At 49.4% G+C, this 19484-nt stretch carries 16 protein-coding genes; 1 reads left to right on the plus strand and 15 read right to left on the minus strand.

What is annotated here, in order from left to right; translation table 11 throughout:
- Positions 1-33: 33 nt before the first annotated feature.
- The 14 genes from HF324_RS33800 to HF324_RS22505 form a co-directional block, all read right to left on the minus strand.
- Entirely contained in the window at positions 34-603 is a 570-nt protein-coding gene (locus HF324_RS33800; protein WP_309475629.1) for an acyltransferase, read from the minus strand.
- 11 nt (positions 604-614) lie between these two features.
- A complete protein-coding gene (gene wecB / locus HF324_RS22445; RefSeq protein ID WP_309475630.1) occupies positions 615-1820 on the minus strand; it encodes a non-hydrolyzing UDP-N-acetylglucosamine 2-epimerase in 1206 nt (401 codons plus the stop codon).
- 14 nt (positions 1821-1834) lie between these two features.
- On the minus strand, positions 1835-2821 hold the full coding sequence (locus tag HF324_RS22450; RefSeq protein ID WP_168804631.1) for an SDR family oxidoreductase: 987 nt from the start codon (positions 2819-2821) through the stop codon (positions 1835-1837).
- A 45-nt stretch (positions 2822-2866) separates the two neighbouring features.
- Positions 2867-4156, minus strand: a complete 1290-nt coding sequence (locus tag HF324_RS22455; RefSeq protein ID WP_168860880.1) for a nucleotide sugar dehydrogenase — start codon at positions 4154-4156, stop codon at positions 2867-2869.
- Between the two features lie 40 nt (positions 4157-4196).
- On the minus strand, positions 4197-6584 hold the full coding sequence (locus HF324_RS22460; protein WP_168860881.1) for a GumC family protein: 2388 nt from the start codon (positions 6582-6584) through the stop codon (positions 4197-4199).
- Between the two features lie 17 nt (positions 6585-6601).
- A complete protein-coding gene (locus tag HF324_RS22465; protein ID WP_258539176.1) occupies positions 6602-7465 on the minus strand; it encodes a polysaccharide biosynthesis/export family protein in 864 nt (287 codons plus the stop codon).
- A 62-nt stretch (positions 7466-7527) separates the two neighbouring features.
- Positions 7528-9465, minus strand: coding sequence for a polysaccharide biosynthesis protein (locus HF324_RS22470; RefSeq protein ID WP_246269613.1), 1938 nt, complete (start codon positions 9463-9465; stop codon positions 7528-7530).
- Between the two features lie 705 nt (positions 9466-10170).
- Positions 10171-10737 carry a LutC/YkgG family protein gene (locus HF324_RS22475; RefSeq protein ID WP_168804634.1) on the minus strand — a complete coding sequence of 189 codons (567 nt, stop codon included), beginning with the start codon at positions 10735-10737 and terminating at the stop codon, positions 10171-10173.
- Between the two features lie 13 nt (positions 10738-10750).
- Positions 10751-12142, minus strand: coding sequence for a lactate utilization protein B (locus tag HF324_RS22480; protein WP_168804635.1), 1392 nt, complete (start codon positions 12140-12142; stop codon positions 10751-10753).
- Positions 12139-12903, minus strand: coding sequence for a (Fe-S)-binding protein (locus HF324_RS22485; RefSeq protein WP_258539177.1), 765 nt, complete (start codon positions 12901-12903; stop codon positions 12139-12141). The genes HF324_RS22480 and HF324_RS22485 overlap by 4 nt, the downstream gene beginning before the upstream one ends.
- A gap of 141 nt (positions 12904-13044) precedes the next feature.
- Positions 13045-13629 carry a hypothetical protein gene (locus HF324_RS22490; RefSeq protein ID WP_168804636.1) on the minus strand — a complete coding sequence of 195 codons (585 nt, stop codon included), beginning with the start codon at positions 13627-13629 and terminating at the stop codon, positions 13045-13047.
- A 109-nt stretch (positions 13630-13738) separates the two neighbouring features.
- The gene (locus HF324_RS22495) at positions 13739-14740 is read right to left on the minus strand and encodes an LLM class flavin-dependent oxidoreductase (protein ID WP_168804637.1); all 1002 of its coding nucleotides are present in this window, start codon (positions 14738-14740) and stop codon (positions 13739-13741) included.
- Positions 14741-14751: 11 nt separating this feature from the next.
- Positions 14752-16989 (minus strand): helix-turn-helix domain-containing protein, encoded by a 2238-nt coding sequence (locus HF324_RS22500; protein WP_168804638.1) that lies wholly within the window; start codon positions 16987-16989, stop codon positions 14752-14754.
- A 126-nt stretch (positions 16990-17115) separates the two neighbouring features.
- Entirely contained in the window at positions 17116-17307 is a 192-nt protein-coding gene (locus HF324_RS22505) for a cold-shock protein (protein WP_078668260.1), read from the minus strand.
- 234 nt (positions 17308-17541) lie between these two features.
- Between HF324_RS22505 and HF324_RS22510 the strand changes: the two genes are divergently transcribed.
- The gene (locus tag HF324_RS22510) at positions 17542-18840 is read left to right on the plus strand and encodes an MFS transporter (RefSeq protein WP_168860882.1); all 1299 of its coding nucleotides are present in this window, start codon (positions 17542-17544) and stop codon (positions 18838-18840) included.
- Here the strand turns inward: HF324_RS22510 and rpiA are convergent.
- The gene (gene rpiA / locus HF324_RS22515) at positions 18804-19484 is read right to left on the minus strand and encodes a ribose-5-phosphate isomerase RpiA (RefSeq protein WP_168804640.1); all 681 of its coding nucleotides are present in this window, start codon (positions 19482-19484) and stop codon (positions 18804-18806) included. The genes HF324_RS22510 and rpiA overlap by 37 nt on opposite strands.

Consider the following 19484-nt stretch of genomic DNA (forward strand, 5'->3'; position numbering starts at 1 on the left):
TTCGTTTCAGGTCCTGTGGAAGATTCAACAGGATCACCCCTCTATTTCGAAATATTTTACCTGCCCCTTCTGTTTCAGGTGCATATAGATTTGCTGCTGTTGTTTCAATTGCTGATATGTTTCCTCATCCCTCATCTTGATCACCCTGGCCGGGTTTCCGCCAACGACTGCCATGGGCGGAACATCCTTTGTAACCACCGCGCCGCCGCCCACAATAGCGCCTTCGCCGATCGTTACGCCGGGCACGATCATCACACTGCCACCTATCCATACATTCTCCCTGATATGAACGGGTTTCAGAACAGTGGCGCCATCATAGGGTATGGCCGTTGCACCTTCATAGCGGTGATTAGCGGTGTAAATGCTTACATTGGGACCTATCACTACGCCGGAACCGATGTACAGGCCGCCCTGGCTGGACAGCAAGGCGCCGGGACCTATATATATGTGATCGCCGAAGTGCACCTTTTCCGGAAAAGTAGCTTTGATTCCCTGTGCAATGACTACATTCACCCCCAGTTTAAATGAAGAGAGCGGGGTATCATTAGCCCAGCTATAGATCTTTTTTATCAGGGTTTTCAGTTTTCTGCTTAGGATACTCACTGTGATGATAATTATATGAATTGTTCAATGACGACCTCTTTGTTAAGCATCCTGGCTATACGCTGACATGCCTTGCCATCGCCGTAAGGATTTACGGCCTGTGCCATCTGATCATAAGCATCTTTGTTGTCCAGCAGCACACTCACTTCATCGTATATTTTATCTTCATCCACTCCCACGAGCTTTACGGTGCCTGCTGTTACGGCTTCCGGTCTTTCGGTGGTATTGCGCATCACCAGTACCGGTTTTCCGAGACCCGGCGCCTCTTCCTGTACGCCGCCGCTGTCTGTTAATATAAGGGTGCTTTTGTTCATCAGGTAAACAAAAGGAAGATAGTCGAGCGGTGCAATGATATGTACATTAGGTAATGCCGCTTCTCCAAGGATCTCATTGACTGGTTTACGGACATTCGGATTAAGATGTACCGGGTAAACAAAATCCACCTGCGGATAATTTTCCGCCAGCTTTTTGATCGCCCGGCAGATGCTCCTGAAGCCGTCGCCGAAGTTTTCGCGGCGGTGCCCTGTAATGAGCACTAACCTTCTGCCTTCGCTATTGTTGCCGTTCCAGGCCGCCAATAAAGGTAAAGTAAGGCCATGTTGCACCAGCAGCGCTTCTATACCTGTCTGCACTTCCGCGTCATTTTTAATTCTTTCCAGTACCAGGTGCAAGGCATCCAATACGGTGTTGCCGGTAACAAATACCTGTTCGCTGCTGATGTTTTCATCCAGCAGGTTTTGCCGGGAAATTTTTGTCGGCGCAAAATGGTAGGTGGCAATACGTCCGGTGATGCTACGGTTCATTTCTTCCGGCCACGGACTATACATGTTATGCGTTCTCAGGCCGGCCTCTACGTGGGCAACCGGGATCTGTTTATAGAATGCGGCCATGGCGGCTGCCGTAGAAGTAGTTGTGTCCCCGTGTACCAGTACGACATCGGGTTTAGCATCATCCAGCACTTCTCTCATGCCGGAGAGTACGCCAACAGTAACATCAAAAAGGTCCTGTCCCTGCTTCATGATCTTGAGATCATAATCGGGTTGCACATTAAATATATTCAGCACCTGGTCAAGCATTTCACGATGCTGCCCGGTTACGCATACTTTCACCTCGAAGATCTCCGGATACTTTTCCAGCTCTTTGATCAACGGGCACATTTTGATAGCCTCCGGGCGTGTACCAAATACTAATAATACTCTATTCATTTTTGTTTCCATGATAATAGCTTTAATCAGATACTGATACGTTCGAGCCAGCTGTAAGTGAGCTGCAGCCCCTGGGCCACGCTTATTTCCGGGTTGTAGCCGATAAGTTGGCGGGCTTTGGAAATATCTGCCAGACTGTGTTTCACATCTCCTTTTCGCTCAGCGCCGTATTCGGGCGTAATGTTGATTTTTGCACACCCGCTCACCATCTGCCATAACTGGTTCAGGGTGGTCCTTTCACCAAAAGCGATATTGATGATCTCCGCCGTATGTATGTTTTCAGCCAGCAATGCCTTTATATTCGCCTGCACGGCATTTTCAACAAAAGTGAAGTCCCTGCTGGTTTCCCCGTCACCATTGATCACAGGGGCCTTTTTTTGCAATGCGGCATCTATAAACAAGGGGATAACGGCAGCGTAGGCCCCTTTAGGATTTTGCCGCGGGCCAAACACGTTAAAGTATCTTAGTCCTACCGGATGGAATTCATACACCCTGGAAAATACGGAGGCATACAGTTCATTGACATATTTGGTCACGGCATATGGCGAAAGCGGATTACCGATGAGGTCTTCCACTTTCGGCAGGCCCGGATGATCACCATAGGTGCTGGAGCTGGCTGCATATACCATCCGTTTCACTTTGGCGTCACGGGCGGCCACGAGCACGTTCAGGAAACCTGAAATATTTACCTCGTTGGTGGTAACAGGATCATTGATCGAACGCGGCACAGAGCCCAGCGCAGCCTGATGGGTGACATAATCCATCCCTTCCAGCGCCTGCCGGCATATGTTGGCATCGCGGATATCGCCCTCCAGCAGTTCAAAGGCTTTATTATCGAGAAACGGTTGTATGTTTTCACGGGACCCGGTAGAGAAATTATCCAGTACACGCACTTTTGCAGCTCCATATTTAAGCAGGTACTCAACGATATTGGAGCCAATAAACCCGGCGCCTCCGGTCACCAGAAAGGTGGAGGCGGAAAGGTCTTGCGTATGGAAAGGTTTTTCGTACATAATCAGCTAGATATAGTATATCCTTTTTTTCTTGAGGGTATGGGATTAGAGTCTTGCGTCTACCAGTTCTTTGGGCAAAATGCCTTTAACATCATAGATCACCGCATTGTCCTTACACATCGATTTTATGTTCAGTTCGCTGAACTCATTATGTGCCACTGCCAGCAACACTGCGTCAAATTTATTTTCAGTGTTGACGGACTTCATGCAATCCCAGTTGTATTCATGTTTTACATCTGCGGGATCGGCCCACGGATCGCAAATGGAAATATTAACATCGTAGCCTTTCAGTGTATTGAGAATATCTACCACTTTGGTATTACGTACGTCCGGGCAGTTTTCTTTAAACGTAACGCCGAGCACGAGGATATTGGAGCCTTTTACACGGACTTCTTTCTTGATCATCAGTCTTACGAGTTCGTGCGCCACATAAGCACCGATACCGTCATTTACGCGACGGCCAGCCAGGATGATCTCAGGATGATAACCGGCTTCCTGTGCTTTTTGGGCCAGGTAATAAGGGTCAACACCAATACAGTGCCCTCCCACCAGGCCCGGCCTGAACTTCAGAAAGTTCCATTTCGTACCGGCAGCAGCCAGTACATCTGCAGTATCGATTTCGAGGAGGTTAAATATCTTAGCCAGTTCATTTACGAAGGCAATATTGATATCACGCTGTGCATTCTCAATTACCTTCGCGGCTTCCGCCACCTTAATGGAAGTGGCTTTAAATGTACCGGCAACAATGATTGATTTATACAACTGGTCCACCTTTTCCGCCACTTCAGGAGTAGAACCGGAGGTTACTTTCAGAATTTTGGTAACAGTGTGTTCCTTATCGCCCGGGTTAATACGTTCAGGGGAATAGCCTGCAAAAAAATCGGTATTAAACCGCAGTCCGGATACTTTCTCCAGCACGGGTACGCATTCATCTTCGGTCACACCGGGATACACGGTGGATTCATAAATGACAGTATCCCCTTTCTTCAGCACCTTACCCACTGTTTCACTGGCCCGGTACAGCGGTGTAAGATCGGGCCGGTTATGTTTGTCTACCGGTGTAGGCACGGTAACAATAAAGTAATTCGCTGATTTAATGGCCTCCAGTTCATTGGTACAAAAAAGTCCTGTAGCGGCTTCCGGATCGGCGGTGATTACTTTTTTCAGATCATCTTCCGCTACTTCCAGCGTATGGTCTGATCCGCTCATTAATTCTGCGATCCTGGCTTTATTGATATCAAAGCCAAAAGTTTTATATTTTTTCGCAAATTCCACTGCTAAAGGCAATCCTACGTAACCTAGTCCAATGATTGCAATCCTAGTTTCCTGATTCATAGTTGACTATTATTTTCCAGTTTTTTTTCAGATAAAGATATTATGATTTTCCGATCAATCTTTTAATGCGTCCGGCCACGCCTTTACGCTGTGTTTCAGCATACCCGTAGCCGTAACCATAGCCGTAGCCATAGCCGTAACTGCGGCCGGCCTTCACATCGTTTACGATGAGGCTTATTTTTGGCATTTTCCGCTGGGCAGCCAGGTCTCCCGGAATCTGCAGCTGCTGCTTAAAGGTGGTGCCCTGACGAACGAGGTAGAGTGTAGCGTCAGCGAAACGCGCCAATAACTGCGCATCCGTCACCAGGCCAACAGGAGCTGTGTCCACCACGATATAATCAAACTTCTCCCTGAGTTTGGTGAACATCATTTCTGTTTGCTCCAGGAGTAAGAGTTCCGCAGGATTGGGCGGTATCGGCCCGGAAGAAATGATAAAGCAGTTCTCATGTATGCCCGAAGGTCTGATAACTTCCTCCAGCATACTTTTGCCGATGGCATAGGTGCTAAACCCGGTCATATTGTTCACGCCCAGTTTATCGGAAAGCTTCGGTTTACGAAGGTCCATTTCCAGTAACACCACTTTTTTCCCTGAGAGCGCCAGTACAGCGGCCAGGTTTGCGGCCACGAAGGACTTGCCTTCACCGCTCATGCTGGATGTCAGCAGGATCACCTTTTGCTGCGGGCCGGCGAGTATAAACTGCAGGTTAGTACGCAGCGCCCTGAACTGTTCCGCAACAGGCGTTACATTATCCCTTTTGGCCACCACCATTTCTTTGTTCTGCGCATGTCCGATCTCGCCAATGATGGGCACTTTAGTGGCGCCGGTAATATCTTTCTTGTTGGTCACCCGGATATTCAGCAGTTCTTTTACGTAAAGGCCCACGGAAGGCAATACTATCCCTGCCACCATCGCCAGCAGGTAAATTAAAAGCCGCTTGGGTTTAAACGGAAGGGCGTCGCTCTTTGCCGGATCGATGATCCTGGCTACCGCCAGATTTGACGATTTTGACAAAGCAGATTCCTCTCTTTTCTTCAGCAGGAAAAGGTAAAGTTCCTGCTTAATGGCCTGTTGCCGTGAAAAATCCAGGAACAGGCGTTCTTTGGCGGGTACCTGTGCAATTTTTTTATTCAGGCTGCCGGAGCTGCGCTGCAGTTCGTCGATACCGATCTGAATGCTGCTTTTCAGCGATCCGAGACTGGTGTTCAGGTCACCGCGCAATCCTTGCAATTGCTGATCAATATTTTTTATCAGCGGGTTACTTTCGGTGGTAGACAACAATTGTCTTTCCCTTTCCAGCTGCAGCGTGTTATAGCGCTCTACCAGTCCGAGGAAAGAAGGGTCCTGTACGACCAGGGAGGAAGGCACCACGCGTTTATTGTTGGCTTCGTCCTGCATATACTTCTGCATAGACTCAACAATATTCAGCCTTACCTGCTGGTCCAGCAGTTGTTTGGAAAAATCGCCGGTACTGGAAACCAACAACTTTGCCTGTTCTTCCAGGTCAGCCACCTGGTTTGACTGTTTAAACTGCTGTATATCTTTTTCAACGCCGGAGAGTTCTTTGGTTACGATCACCAGGCGATTATCAATAAAGGCAATTGTGCTGTCTGCGATCCTGTTTTTATCTTCCACGCTGGCCTTCATGTATTCTTCAATCAGTTTGTTAAGCACCGCTTCTCCCCTTTCAGGTATACCATCCGTGATGCTCAGGTCTACCGTGCTCACCTGCTTGTTGGGGACCGCCATGGTCACCAGCGATCTGTATTTTCCCACGGCCTGGTCTATGGAAACTACTTTTACATAATATTCAGGATGTACGAATGCATACAACGGATTCCGCTGTATAAACACGACCCCTTCCGGCAAATGCAGCGTATCGTTCCAGGACCCTTCCCTGGTGAGATTGGCACGGCTCAGTGAGAATTTCTTTTCATTGACCGGGCGGATGGTATAATTCATGGCAGTCAGGCTGTCGCTCAGGCTAAGCCACTTAAATGAAAAAGGCATGTTCCGGTATTGTTCCGTTTTCTTCACGCGGCCGTCAGCGACATACATCACATTCAGCTGAAGATCTCTCACAACACTTTCCATAATAGAACGTGAACTAAGTATCTCCACTTCGTTATCTACGCTGCTTTTGGTATTGAACAATTCCAACTGGCTGAGGATCTCTTCCCCGGGCAGGTTTCCGCCCTTTTTATCATCCTGCACCAGTATTTTGGCGCTGATCTTATAGCTCGGCGTTGAGTAACGCAGGTACAGCCAGGCAGCAGTACCTGTCAAAAGAAAACTCAACAGGAAGAGATACCAGTATGATCCCAATATATCCAGTACTTTTCTCAGGTCGAATACACTATCCTGCTGCTGCGCAACAGGCGTGTTACCGTTTAAAGAAAATGGATTATTTGAATTGTTATTCTCGTACATGTAAGTGCTTTAAAAAATTAGAACTTGACCCTCGTTAATATTACCACCAGCAAAGTGATCGCGGAGGTGATAATAGTAATATTCTTCAATCGCGATGCGTCCGTTGATACAACCTTTGACTTATTCGGTTCAACATATACCACATCTCCCTGTTGCAAATAATAGTAGGGAGATGTAAACAGGTTTGTATTATTCAGGTTAAATCTGACAAATTCTTTTTTACCTTCTTTCTCCCTGATCAATAATACATTTTCGCGTTTTCCATAAATAGTAAGGTCACCCGCCATACCGATAGCATCCAATAAGGTTACTTTTTCATTAGGCATCACATAGGTTGACGGCCTTGCTACTTCACCAAGTACAGTTATTTTAAAGTTAACGAATCTTACATTAACAACCGGGTCCTTGTAAAACTGGGCGGCCTTTTCGGTAACCGCAGCTCTTACTTCTTCTGTTGATTTACCTTTCACCTGCATTTTGCCAATCAATGGCAACACGATATTACCATCCTTGTCAACCAGATATCCGCTGATATTGCCCGCGCCTCCGGTAGCTGTCGCTGTGGAAGGCCATGACGGGGCATTCTGTTGATTTAACAATGCGGTGGCGCCAGGGTCCAGCGTTTGAATAGTCACTTGCAGGATATCATCCACCTGTACCAGCGGTGTTTTATACAACGCCTGTTCCACTTCTTTTGACCCAAGCGAATCGGGTATGTCTCTGAAATAAGTTACGTTTTTAGGCGCCGAACATGAAAACAGGAACAGGCAAATGATTCCTGCTAAATGATAATACGTACCCTTGCACCTTTTAAAAATGGTGTTTAAACGGAAGCCGAACTTCCTGTTGATAAGACTCATATCTAATTGACAGTTTTGCAAATGAGAAGCTGCAGCTGGGCAAATTTTATGCCCATCAGTAACAAAAGCTGCGCTTCCGTCTGTTACATTTTAATTTTATCTTTATCCAGTTCTTCGTACGCGGAGTTCTTACTGATAAACTCCGGCACCAGCATTTTCATTAAAGCAACTGTAGGTGTTAAATAGTGTTTTTCTGCAGATGCGATCAACTGCGTTACCTTTTTGTCTACTTCTGAAAAACTATAACTCCGCACCTTCGCAATCAGTATTTTTTCGTGATAGGTGGGCAATGTATTTTCTGCATTATTCAATAACTCTTCATACAGTTTTTCTCCTGGCCGCAGGCCTGAATATACGATCTGGATATCCCTTCCCGGTTCTTTTCCGGCCATCCGGATCATCTTCCGGGCCAGGTCAGCAACTTTCATTGGTTTACCCATATCGAATACAAAGATCTCTCCGCCTTGTCCCATGGCGCCTGCTTCCAGTACGAGCTGGCAGGCTTCCGGGATGGTCATGAAATACCGGGTGATTTCAGGATGGGTAACCGTGAGCGGTCCGCCGTTTTCCAGTTGTTTTTTAAAGCGCGGTATCACCGAACCGTTGGACCCGAGCACATTCCCGAAGCGGGTAGTGATAAAACGGGTGGGCGGTAAGCCAAATACCGGACCGGTTTTTTTAAACTGTTCGTTTATCCTGTTGTTGTAGGATTGGGTGAATATTTCTGCGATGCGTTTGGAAGCGCCCATTACGTTGGTAGGATTTACCGCCTTGTCAGTAGACACCATCACAAATTTCTCCACGCCAAATTCTACTGACAATTCCGCCATGACCTTAGTGCCCAGCACATTGTTCATCACTGCGATAGAAGGATTCTTTTCCATCATGGGCACATGCTTATAAGCGGCGGCGTGATATACGATAGCGGGTGCGTATATCTCAAACAGCTGCTGCATGCGCGACCTGTCGCACACGTTTCCGATAAAAGGAATGATGGGAATATTGGTGCCCATTTCCGCCATCTCCAGTTCCAGCTCATGCAACGGCGATTCCGCCTTGTCGCACAGAACAATCACTGCCGGCTGATACCGGATCACCTGGCGGACAATTTCGCTGCCGATAGAGCCGGCAGCGCCGGTTACCAGGATGCTCTTATCACGGATCTCTGCTTCCAGCTTTTCATTTTTGATATCGATAACAGATCTTTCCAGCAGATCTTCAATATTAATGTCTTTCAACTGTATACCTTTATTTTGTGTACCGTCTATCCATTGATTCACAGAGATGATCTTTTGTACTCTTATATTCAACGTTATACATTCTTCAACCAGTTCATTGAGATGTTGCGCATCCAGATGATCATCCGGTATCAGTAAAAGAGACACTTTCCCTTCTCTCAGCATTTTGAATAACTGCCCTTTACGGGAGGCATATACCGGCAATCCTTCGATGGATTTGCCTGCATGTGCATTGGTATCCGCAAGAAAGGCCACAATGCGTATATCCGCTTCCGGATTATCGTTGATAGCCTTACGCAGCATGATACTGGAAAGACCTGTATGGTAGATGGCTGCCCTGGTTTTATTGACTGCGCGGAAGTTCTTATAATACTTAAACACCCATTTGACCATCAGGCGATAAGATAACAGCAGGAAGGAGGAGATAAAAAAGCCGATCAGGACCACTGACAATGGGAAAAGATTAACGTCTGCATCCAGTACGTGGCTATAGTTGATGGTCACAAAAATGGCGCTGGCTATAACATTCATACAAGCGATGTTGCCGATGTCTGCCAGGCTGGTATGCCGGACGATACCACGGTACGTTCGCAACAGCAAAGACAACATCAGCGTCACACCTAATACAATAAAGGAGATCTCTTCGAGCGGATACGGAGTGAGGGCCTCCATATCAAAATTCAGCCTGAGCAGGAAGGCAAGATTGATGGCGATGACGGAGCACCCAAGGTCAAGCAGTAATATAAGCCATGACGGGGTAATCCATGATGATTTGTTCACCATAGGTTTCAATAATAGATACGGTTAAGAAATATATGCTCGTCCAATCTGGTAAAGTAGCGCGCGGGTGGTTTTCATAGAAGCGCTTTAACTCTCCGGTCAGATAGCTTACGGTTTGGTTCGCATTTTTCGGTTTTTCAAGTTATGCAAAGTAAACACTAAATTTTGATATCTACTATTATGAAAAAGTAAACTATTAATTTTTTTTTACTCTGCATGGTAAGTAGCTCCAACCAATTCAATACTGACAAGATGATAAAGGCAAGTACGAAAACCCGCCGGCTGCAAGGTCAATTGTCTCCTGTATTCATACAGGTTTATATGGACAACTAACTTTACAGGCTATTTAAAAACAGACTACTTCAACAACAACGGCTGATATCGGGACTGGAGGACAGGCGAAATACCTTCACACATGATAGATTGTTTTGCAGACATTCATTCTCGATATGTACTCCTGCACGCGCTGGCACACTAAATAACTGATACATGGTCTTTCAATTTTTCCGGTTAACTTATGTTCGCTATATGGTTAAAGTATTATTCGCGATATGGTTTAAACAGAACTTACTAAAGTTGTTCTTGTGACGGCCAGTGAAAACAAACACCATACCAACTTTCATAAAACGATGATTTTCTGATGAAAAACCATCTTTTCATTTATAAAAGTAAGTGATTTTTTGAATAAACGTACAGTTAAAAATGAATTTAACCTAAAACAAACACGACCAGACTTTTTGCGCCATGGGCGCCTAATACGAGGGATTGCTCTATGTCAGCTGTTTTGGATGGGCCTGCAATAAATACGCCGAAACCGGATTGGGGTGCACCGATTTTTTCATAGGCATCGTGCATGGTTGCCAGTATGCGTTCCCGTGGTAAGATGATAGCGAGATGCTGGCAGATGAAAGGCAGTACTCTCACGGCTATATCATTTTCCGTCAGCCAGATGGCGCCGTTCTCGGCCACGCCCCACTGTCCGGTCACCACGGCCATGTCCACATCTTCCAGCTGATGCGGATCTTCGTGTACCCATTCCTGTTTATCATCAGCGAACACGACCCTTTGAAGATGGGGATAATGTTCCTTCAACAGGCCAGGCACCTGCGCGGTATCAGTAATCTCAAACAGGCTGCCACCGAGGCTTTCCAGCACTTTGCGATAAGCTTCCGGGGTAGCCGGCATGTTGCCTGACAGCCCTTGCAGGGAAGGCAATGTTACAGCATCGGGCTGATTTTTCTTCACGGCGGCCAGTATCTGTTCTCTGCTACTCATATCAATATATTATTCAGGGTTGCTTATTTTTTGTTGAAGGTTGTTGTGCATACCATTCGGAGAATGACTGCGCAGGCGGCGCCGGCATCTCCCTTTGTTTAAACCACGGATTAAAACGATTGTTGACCATTCCCGGGAAAGCGCGTAACACCCAGCGTCCCATCTTACCGGCTCTTTTATAGTTACCGGGTTTGGACAGTACGGCGTTCATCATCTTCATACCGGCGGTTTTCATACCGCTGGTATGTCCTTCCTTTACCAGGACCTGTCTCCACTTATATAACTGCTGATGGATGTCGATCTTTACGGGGCAGACATTGGAGCAGGAACCGCAGAGCGTGGAGGCAAAAGGCAGGTCGGCGTAATCTTTCATATCAAGATTGGGCGCCAGGATGCTGCCGATAGGGCCGGCAACGGCCGTATGATAACTGTGGCCGCCGCTGCGACGGTATACCGGGCAGGTATTCATGCAGGCGCCGCACCGGATACATTTCAGGGAGTTGCGGAAATCTTCGCGGCCCAGCTGCCGGGAGCGGCCGTTATCCACGATCACGATATGCAGTTCCCTGCCGGGAGCCGGTTGCCTGAAGTGGCTGGAATAAGTGGTGATAGGCTGCCCGGTGGCGCTCCGTGCCAGCAGCCGCAGGAACACGCCCAGGTGTTTGCGCCGGGGAATGATCTTTTCAATGCCCATACAGGCGATATGTACATCCGCGAGGTGGGCGCCCATATCGGCATTGCCTTCATTGGTGCAAACCACCATCTCACCCGTTTCCGCCACCGCGAAGTTCACGCCGGTAATAGCGGCTTTGGATTGCAGGAACTCCTTACGCAGGTGCTGGCGCGCTGCCGCGGTAAGGAACTGCGGATCGGCGTTACCGGCAGGCGTGCCCAGGTGCTCATGAAAGAGCTCGCCTATCTCTTCCTTCTTTTTGTGAATACAGGGCAATACAATATGGCTCGGCGGCTCTTCCGCCAGCTGCACAATACGTTCGCCCAGGTCGGTATCGATCACTTCGATGCCGTTGGCCTGCAGGTGCGGATTCAGATGACACTCCTCAGTGAGCATGGACTTGCTCTTCACCATGCGTTTTACATCATGCTTCTTCAGGATCTCCGTCACGATACGGTTATGCTCCGCCGCATCCGCTGCCCAGTGAACAACGGCGCCGTTTTGTATCGCCTGCTGTTCAAACTGCGTCAGATAGTCATGCAGGTTACCCAGCACGTTGAGCTTTATTTGAGAAGCGGTTTCCCGCAGCTGTTCCCATTCAGGAATACTCCAGGCCTGGCGGTCGCGTTTGGCCCTTACCCACCACAGCGTTTCATCATGCCAGTTGACCCTTGGCTCGTTTTCGTTGAACTTGTCCGCCAGCGTGGCGTGATCGGTGGTTGGCCTGTTCATGGGATCTGTTGATTAAGGATTTCAGCAATATGCATCACTCTTACCGGCTGATGCTGCCGGCGGAGGATACCTTCCATATGCATCAGACAACTAACGTCTGTACCGGTGATGACTTCCGCGCCGTGTTTAACGTGATCGGTTACACGATCTTTGCCCATCTTCACGGAAACGGCCTCTTCTGTAACACAGAAGGTACCGCCGAAGCCGCAGCATTCATCTTTGCGGTCCAGTTCTACCAGTTCCAGGCCAGCCACCATACGCAGCAGCTGCTCCGGCTTGGAGAAAGGCGCCGCCACCAGCTCGCTCATCTGCGCCAGGCCGAGGCCGCGCTGCCCGTGGCAGCTCTGGTGCAGCCCCACCTTGTGCGGAAAACGTGCAGGCAAGGCCGTTACCTTTAATATATCTGTCAGAAAAGCCGTCAGTTCATATATACGTTCCCGTATGCCGGCGGCTGCCGGTTCATGGGCCGGGTCGTGCAGGTGTTCTTTAATATGCAGCACACAGCTGCCGGAAGGCCCCACAATATAATCATAGGCCGCAAAGTTGCGGACAAAAAGGCTGTTGCACTGATGCGTCAGATGCTCATAGCCCGAATTGGCCATAGGCTGACCGCAACAGGTTTGCCCCTGCGGGTATTCCACTTCACACCCCAGCTTCTGCAACAGCTGCAGCGTGGCTATGCCTACCTGCGGGTAAAACTGGTCAATATAACACGGTATAAATAATCCGACTTTCACAGTGGTAGCGATTTTGATGGTCATTCCTTACGTGCAAATTTAGCGGCAGCCACCGTAGTAATCCTACCTCTTTTTTACCGGTTACTGGCTTATTTTTCACTGGTACAAAATAAAAAGACCGGATGGTATTACCAACCCGGCCCGTCATGTAGGTAACTGTTCGCTTTATGGCTGCACTTTAATAGTGACTTTCACCCGTTGCCCATCGGCAGCGGAGACCTTCATCACACCTGTTTTTCCTGCGGCATTTTTGAACAGCACCACGCCCCTGTAGGTAGTAGAGAAAAAACTGTTGTCCTCCTTAACGGCCAGGTTGCTGAGCGCGGAACCGTGTGACAGGGTATCAAATTTAGCAGGATCGAATGCCTGTACCGACGGGGAGTTCATGATCTCCGTAATTGTGGCATTATCAAACGTAAACCCATGGGAAGCGGTGGCCGTGGCGCTGCTGAAGAACAGGTTGCCCGGGTCTACCCCGGCAAACACCAGGTCGATGTTTTTGCCGTCCTTAGGAAGGTTGGCACGGTAATACATTTTGCCGTCTTTGGTGGAGAAGGCGACGCCCACGGTGGAACTGGTGCCTGTCACATCAAACTCAAGGTCTTTATATATTGTCAGGGAGTCTTTAGGTGTTACCGCAGGTTGTTCCGGCTTCGGCACATTGTCATCATTGCTGTCATTCTTGTCTTTTTTGGAACAGGCGGTCAGCATGGCGGTAAGAATAACCGCGCCTAATACGAGTTTTTTCATAGGGAGATGGTTTTAGCTCAGGTTTTCAGTCTGTAACAGGATAAAAAAAACGGCTATATGCATAGCCGTTACAAATATAAAAATATTTTAATGATAAAATGCGGTGATTTTATCGTTTTAACTGAAAGGCTTCCGCCAGCAGCTCGTAGGAACGGAGCCTGTCGGCATGGTCCTGGGTAATGGTGGCGATCACCAGTTCATCCACCGCATAGTCTGCCGCCAGCTGTTCGAGGCGGGCTTTTACCTGCGGCGGCGTACCGGAAACACGACGGCCGCTGTTGGCCCTTATCCGCGCCAGCTCTTCAGCACTGTATTCTATGTCTTTGATTTCTTCGTAGGTGGGGAAGATGTCGTATTTCCCTTTTTCGAAGCTGAGCAGGCGATAGTCCATCACAGCCTCCAGTTCAGCCGCTTTTTCCTCCGTATCGGCGCAGAACACGAAAATGCCTACGCTGGCCAGCGGGGCGGCGAGGTGTGGAGAGGGACGGAACTGTTCACGGTACCTGGCCACCGCCTGCGGGCCGCCTACCGGATAGATAAAATGTGCAAAAGAGAGGGCCATACCGAAATGTGCCGCCAGCAGGCCGCTTTCGCCGCTGGAAGTGAGCATCCACAGGTCGGGCGAGGAAGGTATGACCGGAATGGCTTTTACTTTTTCCTGTAAGCTGCCGGGGGTGACTTTATCGGTGAGCCATGCCTGCAGATCTACCAACTGCTGCACAAACTCTTTGGGATCAAAGGTATTGGAGGGATTGAGGATATGCGCCGTGATACGGTCGCCACCCGGTGCGCGGCCAATGCCCAGGTCTATACGGCCGGGGTATAACGCTTCGAGCAACCGGAAGTTTTCTGCTACTTTAAGGGTACTGTGATTAGGGAGCATCACGCCGCCTGAGCCGATGCGGATACGTTCCGTTTCTGCGGCCAGCCGGGCGATCAGTATCTCCGGGGAGGCTCCTGCCAGGCTGTTGGTGTTGTGATGTTCTGATAACCAATAACGGGTATAACCCAGTTTGTCTGCCAGCCGGGCCAGCTCAACGCTTTCCTGCAAGGCTTCCGTGGCATTGCTGCCGTTCCTGATCGGTGATTGGTCCAATACGCTAAGTTTCATCGTCTGTCGGTTTAATCTTTCATAATCTCTTCTTCCTGTTGTTTTTTAAGATACCATTGTACTGCCCTTATTTCTGCGAAGGTCACGGCGGGGCCTACACGCTCTTTGATAGGTCCGGCGGCCGTAGCGCCCAGTTCGCGGATATGGGACATGATCAGTTTTACCGTTGCTTCCGGCACAAAGCGGAACAGGTCCAGCTCTCCGGCCTCTACGCACTGGGCCAGGTGGCTTTCTACCGTGCTTACCGCCAGTTGCCGCGCCACGGCAATATCGGGGATGTTCTTACCGCCCAGGTACAGCTCCAGCGTACCCCTGCGGCTGCTCCCCTTCTCTACTTTGCCTTTGGCTTCCGGTTTACCGCCTTTTTTTCCGGCGACAGTCCCTTCCGCTTCGGCGTTTCTGAGTTTCGTATAGTCTTTCAGCCCTTTGGTAAAATCCAGGTCGGCGTAAGACACTTCCCATACCTGCTGTAATTTCTGCCAGCAATCCGCTTCCAGCGACATCAACTGCAACAGGTACTTCTTCGATTTCTGTTTTTTGACCGTCGCTATATGCTCCTGCAGAGGCAGTATCAGATCTTCGTATATGCTTTTGGTAAAGTAGCCGATGGCTTTGTTTACCCGTTCTTCCAGCTGATCGGTCTCTCCTGTCTGCACCGTGGTGTCAAGCAACTGGTGCAGCTGCACCACAAAGCGGTTGGCCACTTCCTGCTGCTGCTCCGTTTTCGCCGTCAGCTGCCGGCTTACCTGTAAGGCCGCATCGATATCCGGTACTTTTTTGTCCTGTATCCATACGGCGTGACTGCGGATGTTGGCCTGCATACGGTACCAGTCAAACAGCTGCAGCAGCGAGGTGGCCTGGAACTTCTTACGCTCCATTTCCAGCAGCACCACCAGTTCGTTGGCCGCCACTTCCTTTTCGGCAAACTCGATCACCTGGCGGTCTGTTTTGATGCTGCCGTAGGTAATGCGTGAATGCAGCACCAGCCCTTCCAGCGATGTGCAGCGGCTCAGCGCCACGTATACCTGTCCGGGCGCAAAAGCATACCCCGCATCAATAATGGCCTTTTCAAAAGTAAGGCCCTGGCTTTTGTGAATAGTAATAGCCCATGCCAGCCGGATGGGAAACTGCGTAAAACTGCCGATCTCTTCTTCTTCGATACTGTTTTCTTCCTGGTTGTAAGAGTAACGGATATTACGCCAGGTTTCTTTCGCCAGTTTCAGTTCTTCATGGGAACCGGCCAGCAGCAAGGTAATCTCTTCGTCGTCGATATCTGTTACCGTCGCCAGCTTACCATTATAATAACGGCGGGGCTGCGCCAGATCATTTTTCAGGAACATCACCTGCGCACCGATTTTCAGTTGCAGCACCAGCTCCGTCGGCAGCGCCTTATCGCTGAAGTCTCCTTCTATCCTGCCTTCAAAGCGGAAGAGTTTTCCCGGCATTTCCGCCAGGCGGCGGGCGTTGATATCATCCGCTTTGCGGTTGTGGGTAGACAATACGATGTATTCCCCGTCTTCTCCTTTAAAATAAGGATCGTAGCGGTCGTTGAGCAACATCAGGTCTTCTTCTTCCACTTCACTGTTGCGGATGCGGTTCAGCACATCGATGAACAGCTGTTCGTTCTGCCGGTATATCTTTTTTAACTCGATGTACAACGGAGGCGCCTGGTCGATGACACGGGCGTCGAAGAAAAAGGAGCTGTTGTAATACTCCGAGAGCAACTGCCATTCAGAATCCGGCACCACCGGCGGCAGCTGGTACAGATCGCCGATGAACAGCACCTGTACGCCACCGAATGGCAACAGCGGTTTATTACGGAAGTGCCGCAGGATGGTGTCGATCGCATCGAGCATATCACAGCGTACCATACTCACCTCATCGATGATCAGCAGTTCCAGTTCCTGTAACAACACCTTTTTGTCATTCGTGAAACGGATGTTGCGGAACAGGCTGTGTTTATCCGTGCTGCTGATCCCATCCATGCCAAATCCGCGCTTGCTGCCCGGGATAAACGGTCCGAAGGGCAACTGGAAAAAAGAGTGCATGGTAACCCCGCCGGCATTGATCGCTGCCACACCGGTAGGCGCTACCACCACGGTATTTTTCTTCGTATGTTCTTTGATATATTTCAGGAACGTCGTCTTTCCTGTACCGGCTTTACCGGTCAGGAACACGTGGCGGTTTGTCTGGTTAATGAAATCTGCCGCCAGGTGGAAGATGATATTTGTATTATCAGGTTGGGGCATGATATTTAAAATTGAAACCGCAAATATAATTTATTTTCCATCGTTACCGGGACTCATGCCCGGACATAAAAAAACTGCCCCGGCAAAACGCCGGGGCAGTCCTTAACAAAACTATTATTCAATAAGTTATGCCAATCTTACGTTAACAGCATTCGGGCCTTTTCTGCCTTCTTCCACGTCGAATACTACGCGGTCATTTTCGCCGATGCTTTCTTTGATACCAGAAACGTGAACAAAAATTTCTTGTCCTGTTCCTTCGATTTTAATGAATCCAAAACCTTTAGCTTCATTAAAAAATTTAACTACACCTGTTTGCATTTTTTATTAATATTTAATTGTGAACGTGTTCTCGCCATTTTTTTAACAGGCGGCTACCTGGGGGCAACTAGAAGAAAAAGTAAGAAAAAAGCTGAATGTACCCGGAGATCACCAACAGAATTGAAATACAATATTCTTAAGAAGCGGAACGAAGATAACTGTTTAGCGTATACCATCCAAACTTTTTTGTAACTACACCCAAAGCAAGTTTATTTATATATTTTTGATACCTATATGAAAAACACGGACGCATGGCGTATTAAGGCCATTTTAACCGGCTCTGCCGGCAACCTCGTAGAATGGTACGACTGGTACATTTACACTACATTTTCGCTCTATTTTGCCCCGGTATTCTTTCCGAAAGGGAGTTATACGGCCCAGCTGCTGAACACCGCCGCTATCTTTGCGGTAGGTTTCCTCATGCGGCCCATCGGCGGATGGATGTTTGGCCGCATTGCCGACCAGAAAGGACGGAAAACCGCTATGACCCTGTCGGTACTGCTGATGTCACTGGGTTCGGTGCTGATTGCCTTTACGCCCTCCTATGATACCATAGGAGTAGCCGCCCCTGCCCTGTTGCTGGCAGCGCGCCTGCTACAGGGCCTGAGCGTGGGCGGCGAATACGGCGCCTCCGCCACCTATCTCAGCGAAGTGGCCACTGCAGGCCGCCGCGGCTTCTTTTCCAGCTTCCAGTATGTAACGCTGATCGGTGGGCAACTCACCGCCCTGGGCGTGCAGATGCTGCTGCAACGGGTGTTCCTCACCCCGGAACAGCTGCATAACTGGGGATGGCGCATTCCTTTTGTGATCGGCGCCCTGCTCGCTTTTGTGGCCCTGTACCTGCGTACTCACATGCAAGAGTCCGGTTCTTTTGAGCAGCATAAGTCCTCCAAAAACAAAGGTTCTGTTAAAGCCCTGTTCCGGCAATATCCCCGGGCGGCTTTCACGGTGGTGGGCCTCACCATGGGCGGCACGCTGGCTTTCTATACGTATACCACCTATATGCAGAAGTTCCTCGTCAATACAGTACATCTGACCATTGAAAGAGCCACCACCGTCACCTTTTTCGTGATGCTGATATATGCATTTTTGCAACCTTTATTTGGCTGGCTGTCAGATGTCTGCGGCCGGAGACCTTTGCTGATCGGGTTTGGCGTGCTGGGCACCGCACTCACCGTGCCCATTCTCACCGCTATCAGTCACACCGGTTCCGAATGGACGGCTTTCTGGCTGATACTGGCGGCGCTGGTGATCGTAAGTGGTTACACCTCTATCAATGCGGTGGTAAAAGCGGAGATGTTCCCGGCAGAAGTGCGGGCGCTGGGCGTGGGCTTTCCTTATGCCATTACGGTGGCGCTCTTTGGCGGAACGGCAGAACCGATCGCCCTCTATTTCAAAAAAATCGGCCACGAACCATTGTTTTACTGGTACGTGACCGCCTGTATCTTTATTTCCCTGCTGGTATATATCTCAGTACGCGACACCAAACACACCTCTTACCTGGACAAGGATTTCACGGAACCATCGGCATAGCCGATGATAACGCGACTGGCGTAGTGGAGGAACAGCCCGTTCTCCACTACGCCGGGAATATCATTCAGTTGCTGATGCAGCGCTACCGGATCTTTGATCCGTTCGTAGTGACAGTCGAGGATAAAGTTGCCGTTGTCGGTCACCACGGTGCGGCCGTTGCTGGTACGCAACACCGGTGCGGCGTCCAGGGCGATAAGCCGCCTGAAGGTGAGTTCCCAGGCGAAAGGGACGATCTCCACCGGTAACGGAAAACGTCCCAGGTGTTTCACCACTTTGGACTCGTCCGTGATCACGATCATCTCCGCTGAAGCAGCGGCCACGATCTTCTCGCGCAACAACGCTCCTCCCCCTCCTTTGATCAGCCGCAGGTGTTCGTCCACCTCATCAGCACCGTCAATGTCCAGGTCTATCCTGTCTATCTCGCTGAACGGAATAATGGGAATACCCTGCTTACGGGCCAGCTGCTCAGACTCTTCGGAGGTGGCGACCGCCCTCAGCGGCATACCGCCACTCACCATCTCGCCTATACGCATAATGGCATAATAAGCGGTACTTCCGGTGCCCAGCCCGATGGTCATATTCGGTTTGATGTATTCGGTGGCTTTCTCGCCCGCGGCCTTTTTGGCCAGGTCCTGTTGTTGCAT

The sequence above is a fragment of the Chitinophaga oryzae genome (assembly GCF_012516375.2).
GTDB classification, from domain to species: Bacteria; Bacteroidota; Bacteroidia; order Chitinophagales; family Chitinophagaceae; genus Chitinophaga; species Chitinophaga oryzae.

Coding starts and splice junctions, on each gene's coding strand:
- HF324_RS22485 (WP_258539177.1), bottom strand. CDS start 12,903: ATGACCATCAAAATCGCTACCACTGTGAAAGTCGGATTATTTATACCG.
- HF324_RS22480 (WP_168804635.1), bottom strand. CDS start 12,142: ATGAACAGGCCAACCACCGATCACGCCACGCTGGCGGACAAGTTCAAC.
- wecB (WP_309475630.1), bottom strand. CDS start 1,820: ATGGAAACAAAAATGAATAGAGTATTATTAGTATTTGGTACACGCCCG.
- HF324_RS22490 (WP_168804636.1), bottom strand. CDS start 13,629: ATGAAAAAACTCGTATTAGGCGCGGTTATTCTTACCGCCATGCTGACC.
- HF324_RS22495 (WP_168804637.1), bottom strand. CDS start 14,740: ATGAAACTTAGCGTATTGGACCAATCACCGATCAGGAACGGCAGCAAT.
- HF324_RS22500 (WP_168804638.1), bottom strand. CDS start 16,989: ATGCCCCAACCTGATAATACAAATATCATCTTCCACCTGGCGGCAGAT.
- HF324_RS22510 (WP_168860882.1), top strand. CDS start 17,542: ATGAAAAACACGGACGCATGGCGTATTAAGGCCATTTTAACCGGCTCT.
- HF324_RS22505 (WP_078668260.1), bottom strand. CDS start 17,307: ATGCAAACAGGTGTAGTTAAATTTTTTAATGAAGCTAAAGGTTTTGGA.
- rpiA (WP_168804640.1), bottom strand. CDS start 19,484: ATGCAACAACAGGACCTGGCCAAAAAGGCCGCGGGCGAGAAAGCCACC.
- HF324_RS22475 (WP_168804634.1), bottom strand. CDS start 10,737: ATGAGTAGCAGAGAACAGATACTGGCCGCCGTGAAGAAAAATCAGCCC.
- HF324_RS22450 (WP_168804631.1), bottom strand. CDS start 2,821: ATGTACGAAAAACCTTTCCATACGCAAGACCTTTCCGCCTCCACCTTT.
- HF324_RS22470 (WP_246269613.1), bottom strand. CDS start 9,465: ATGGTGAACAAATCATCATGGATTACCCCGTCATGGCTTATATTACTG.
- HF324_RS22460 (WP_168860881.1), bottom strand. CDS start 6,584: ATGTACGAGAATAACAATTCAAATAATCCATTTTCTTTAAACGGTAAC.
- HF324_RS22455 (WP_168860880.1), bottom strand. CDS start 4,156: ATGAATCAGGAAACTAGGATTGCAATCATTGGACTAGGTTACGTAGGA.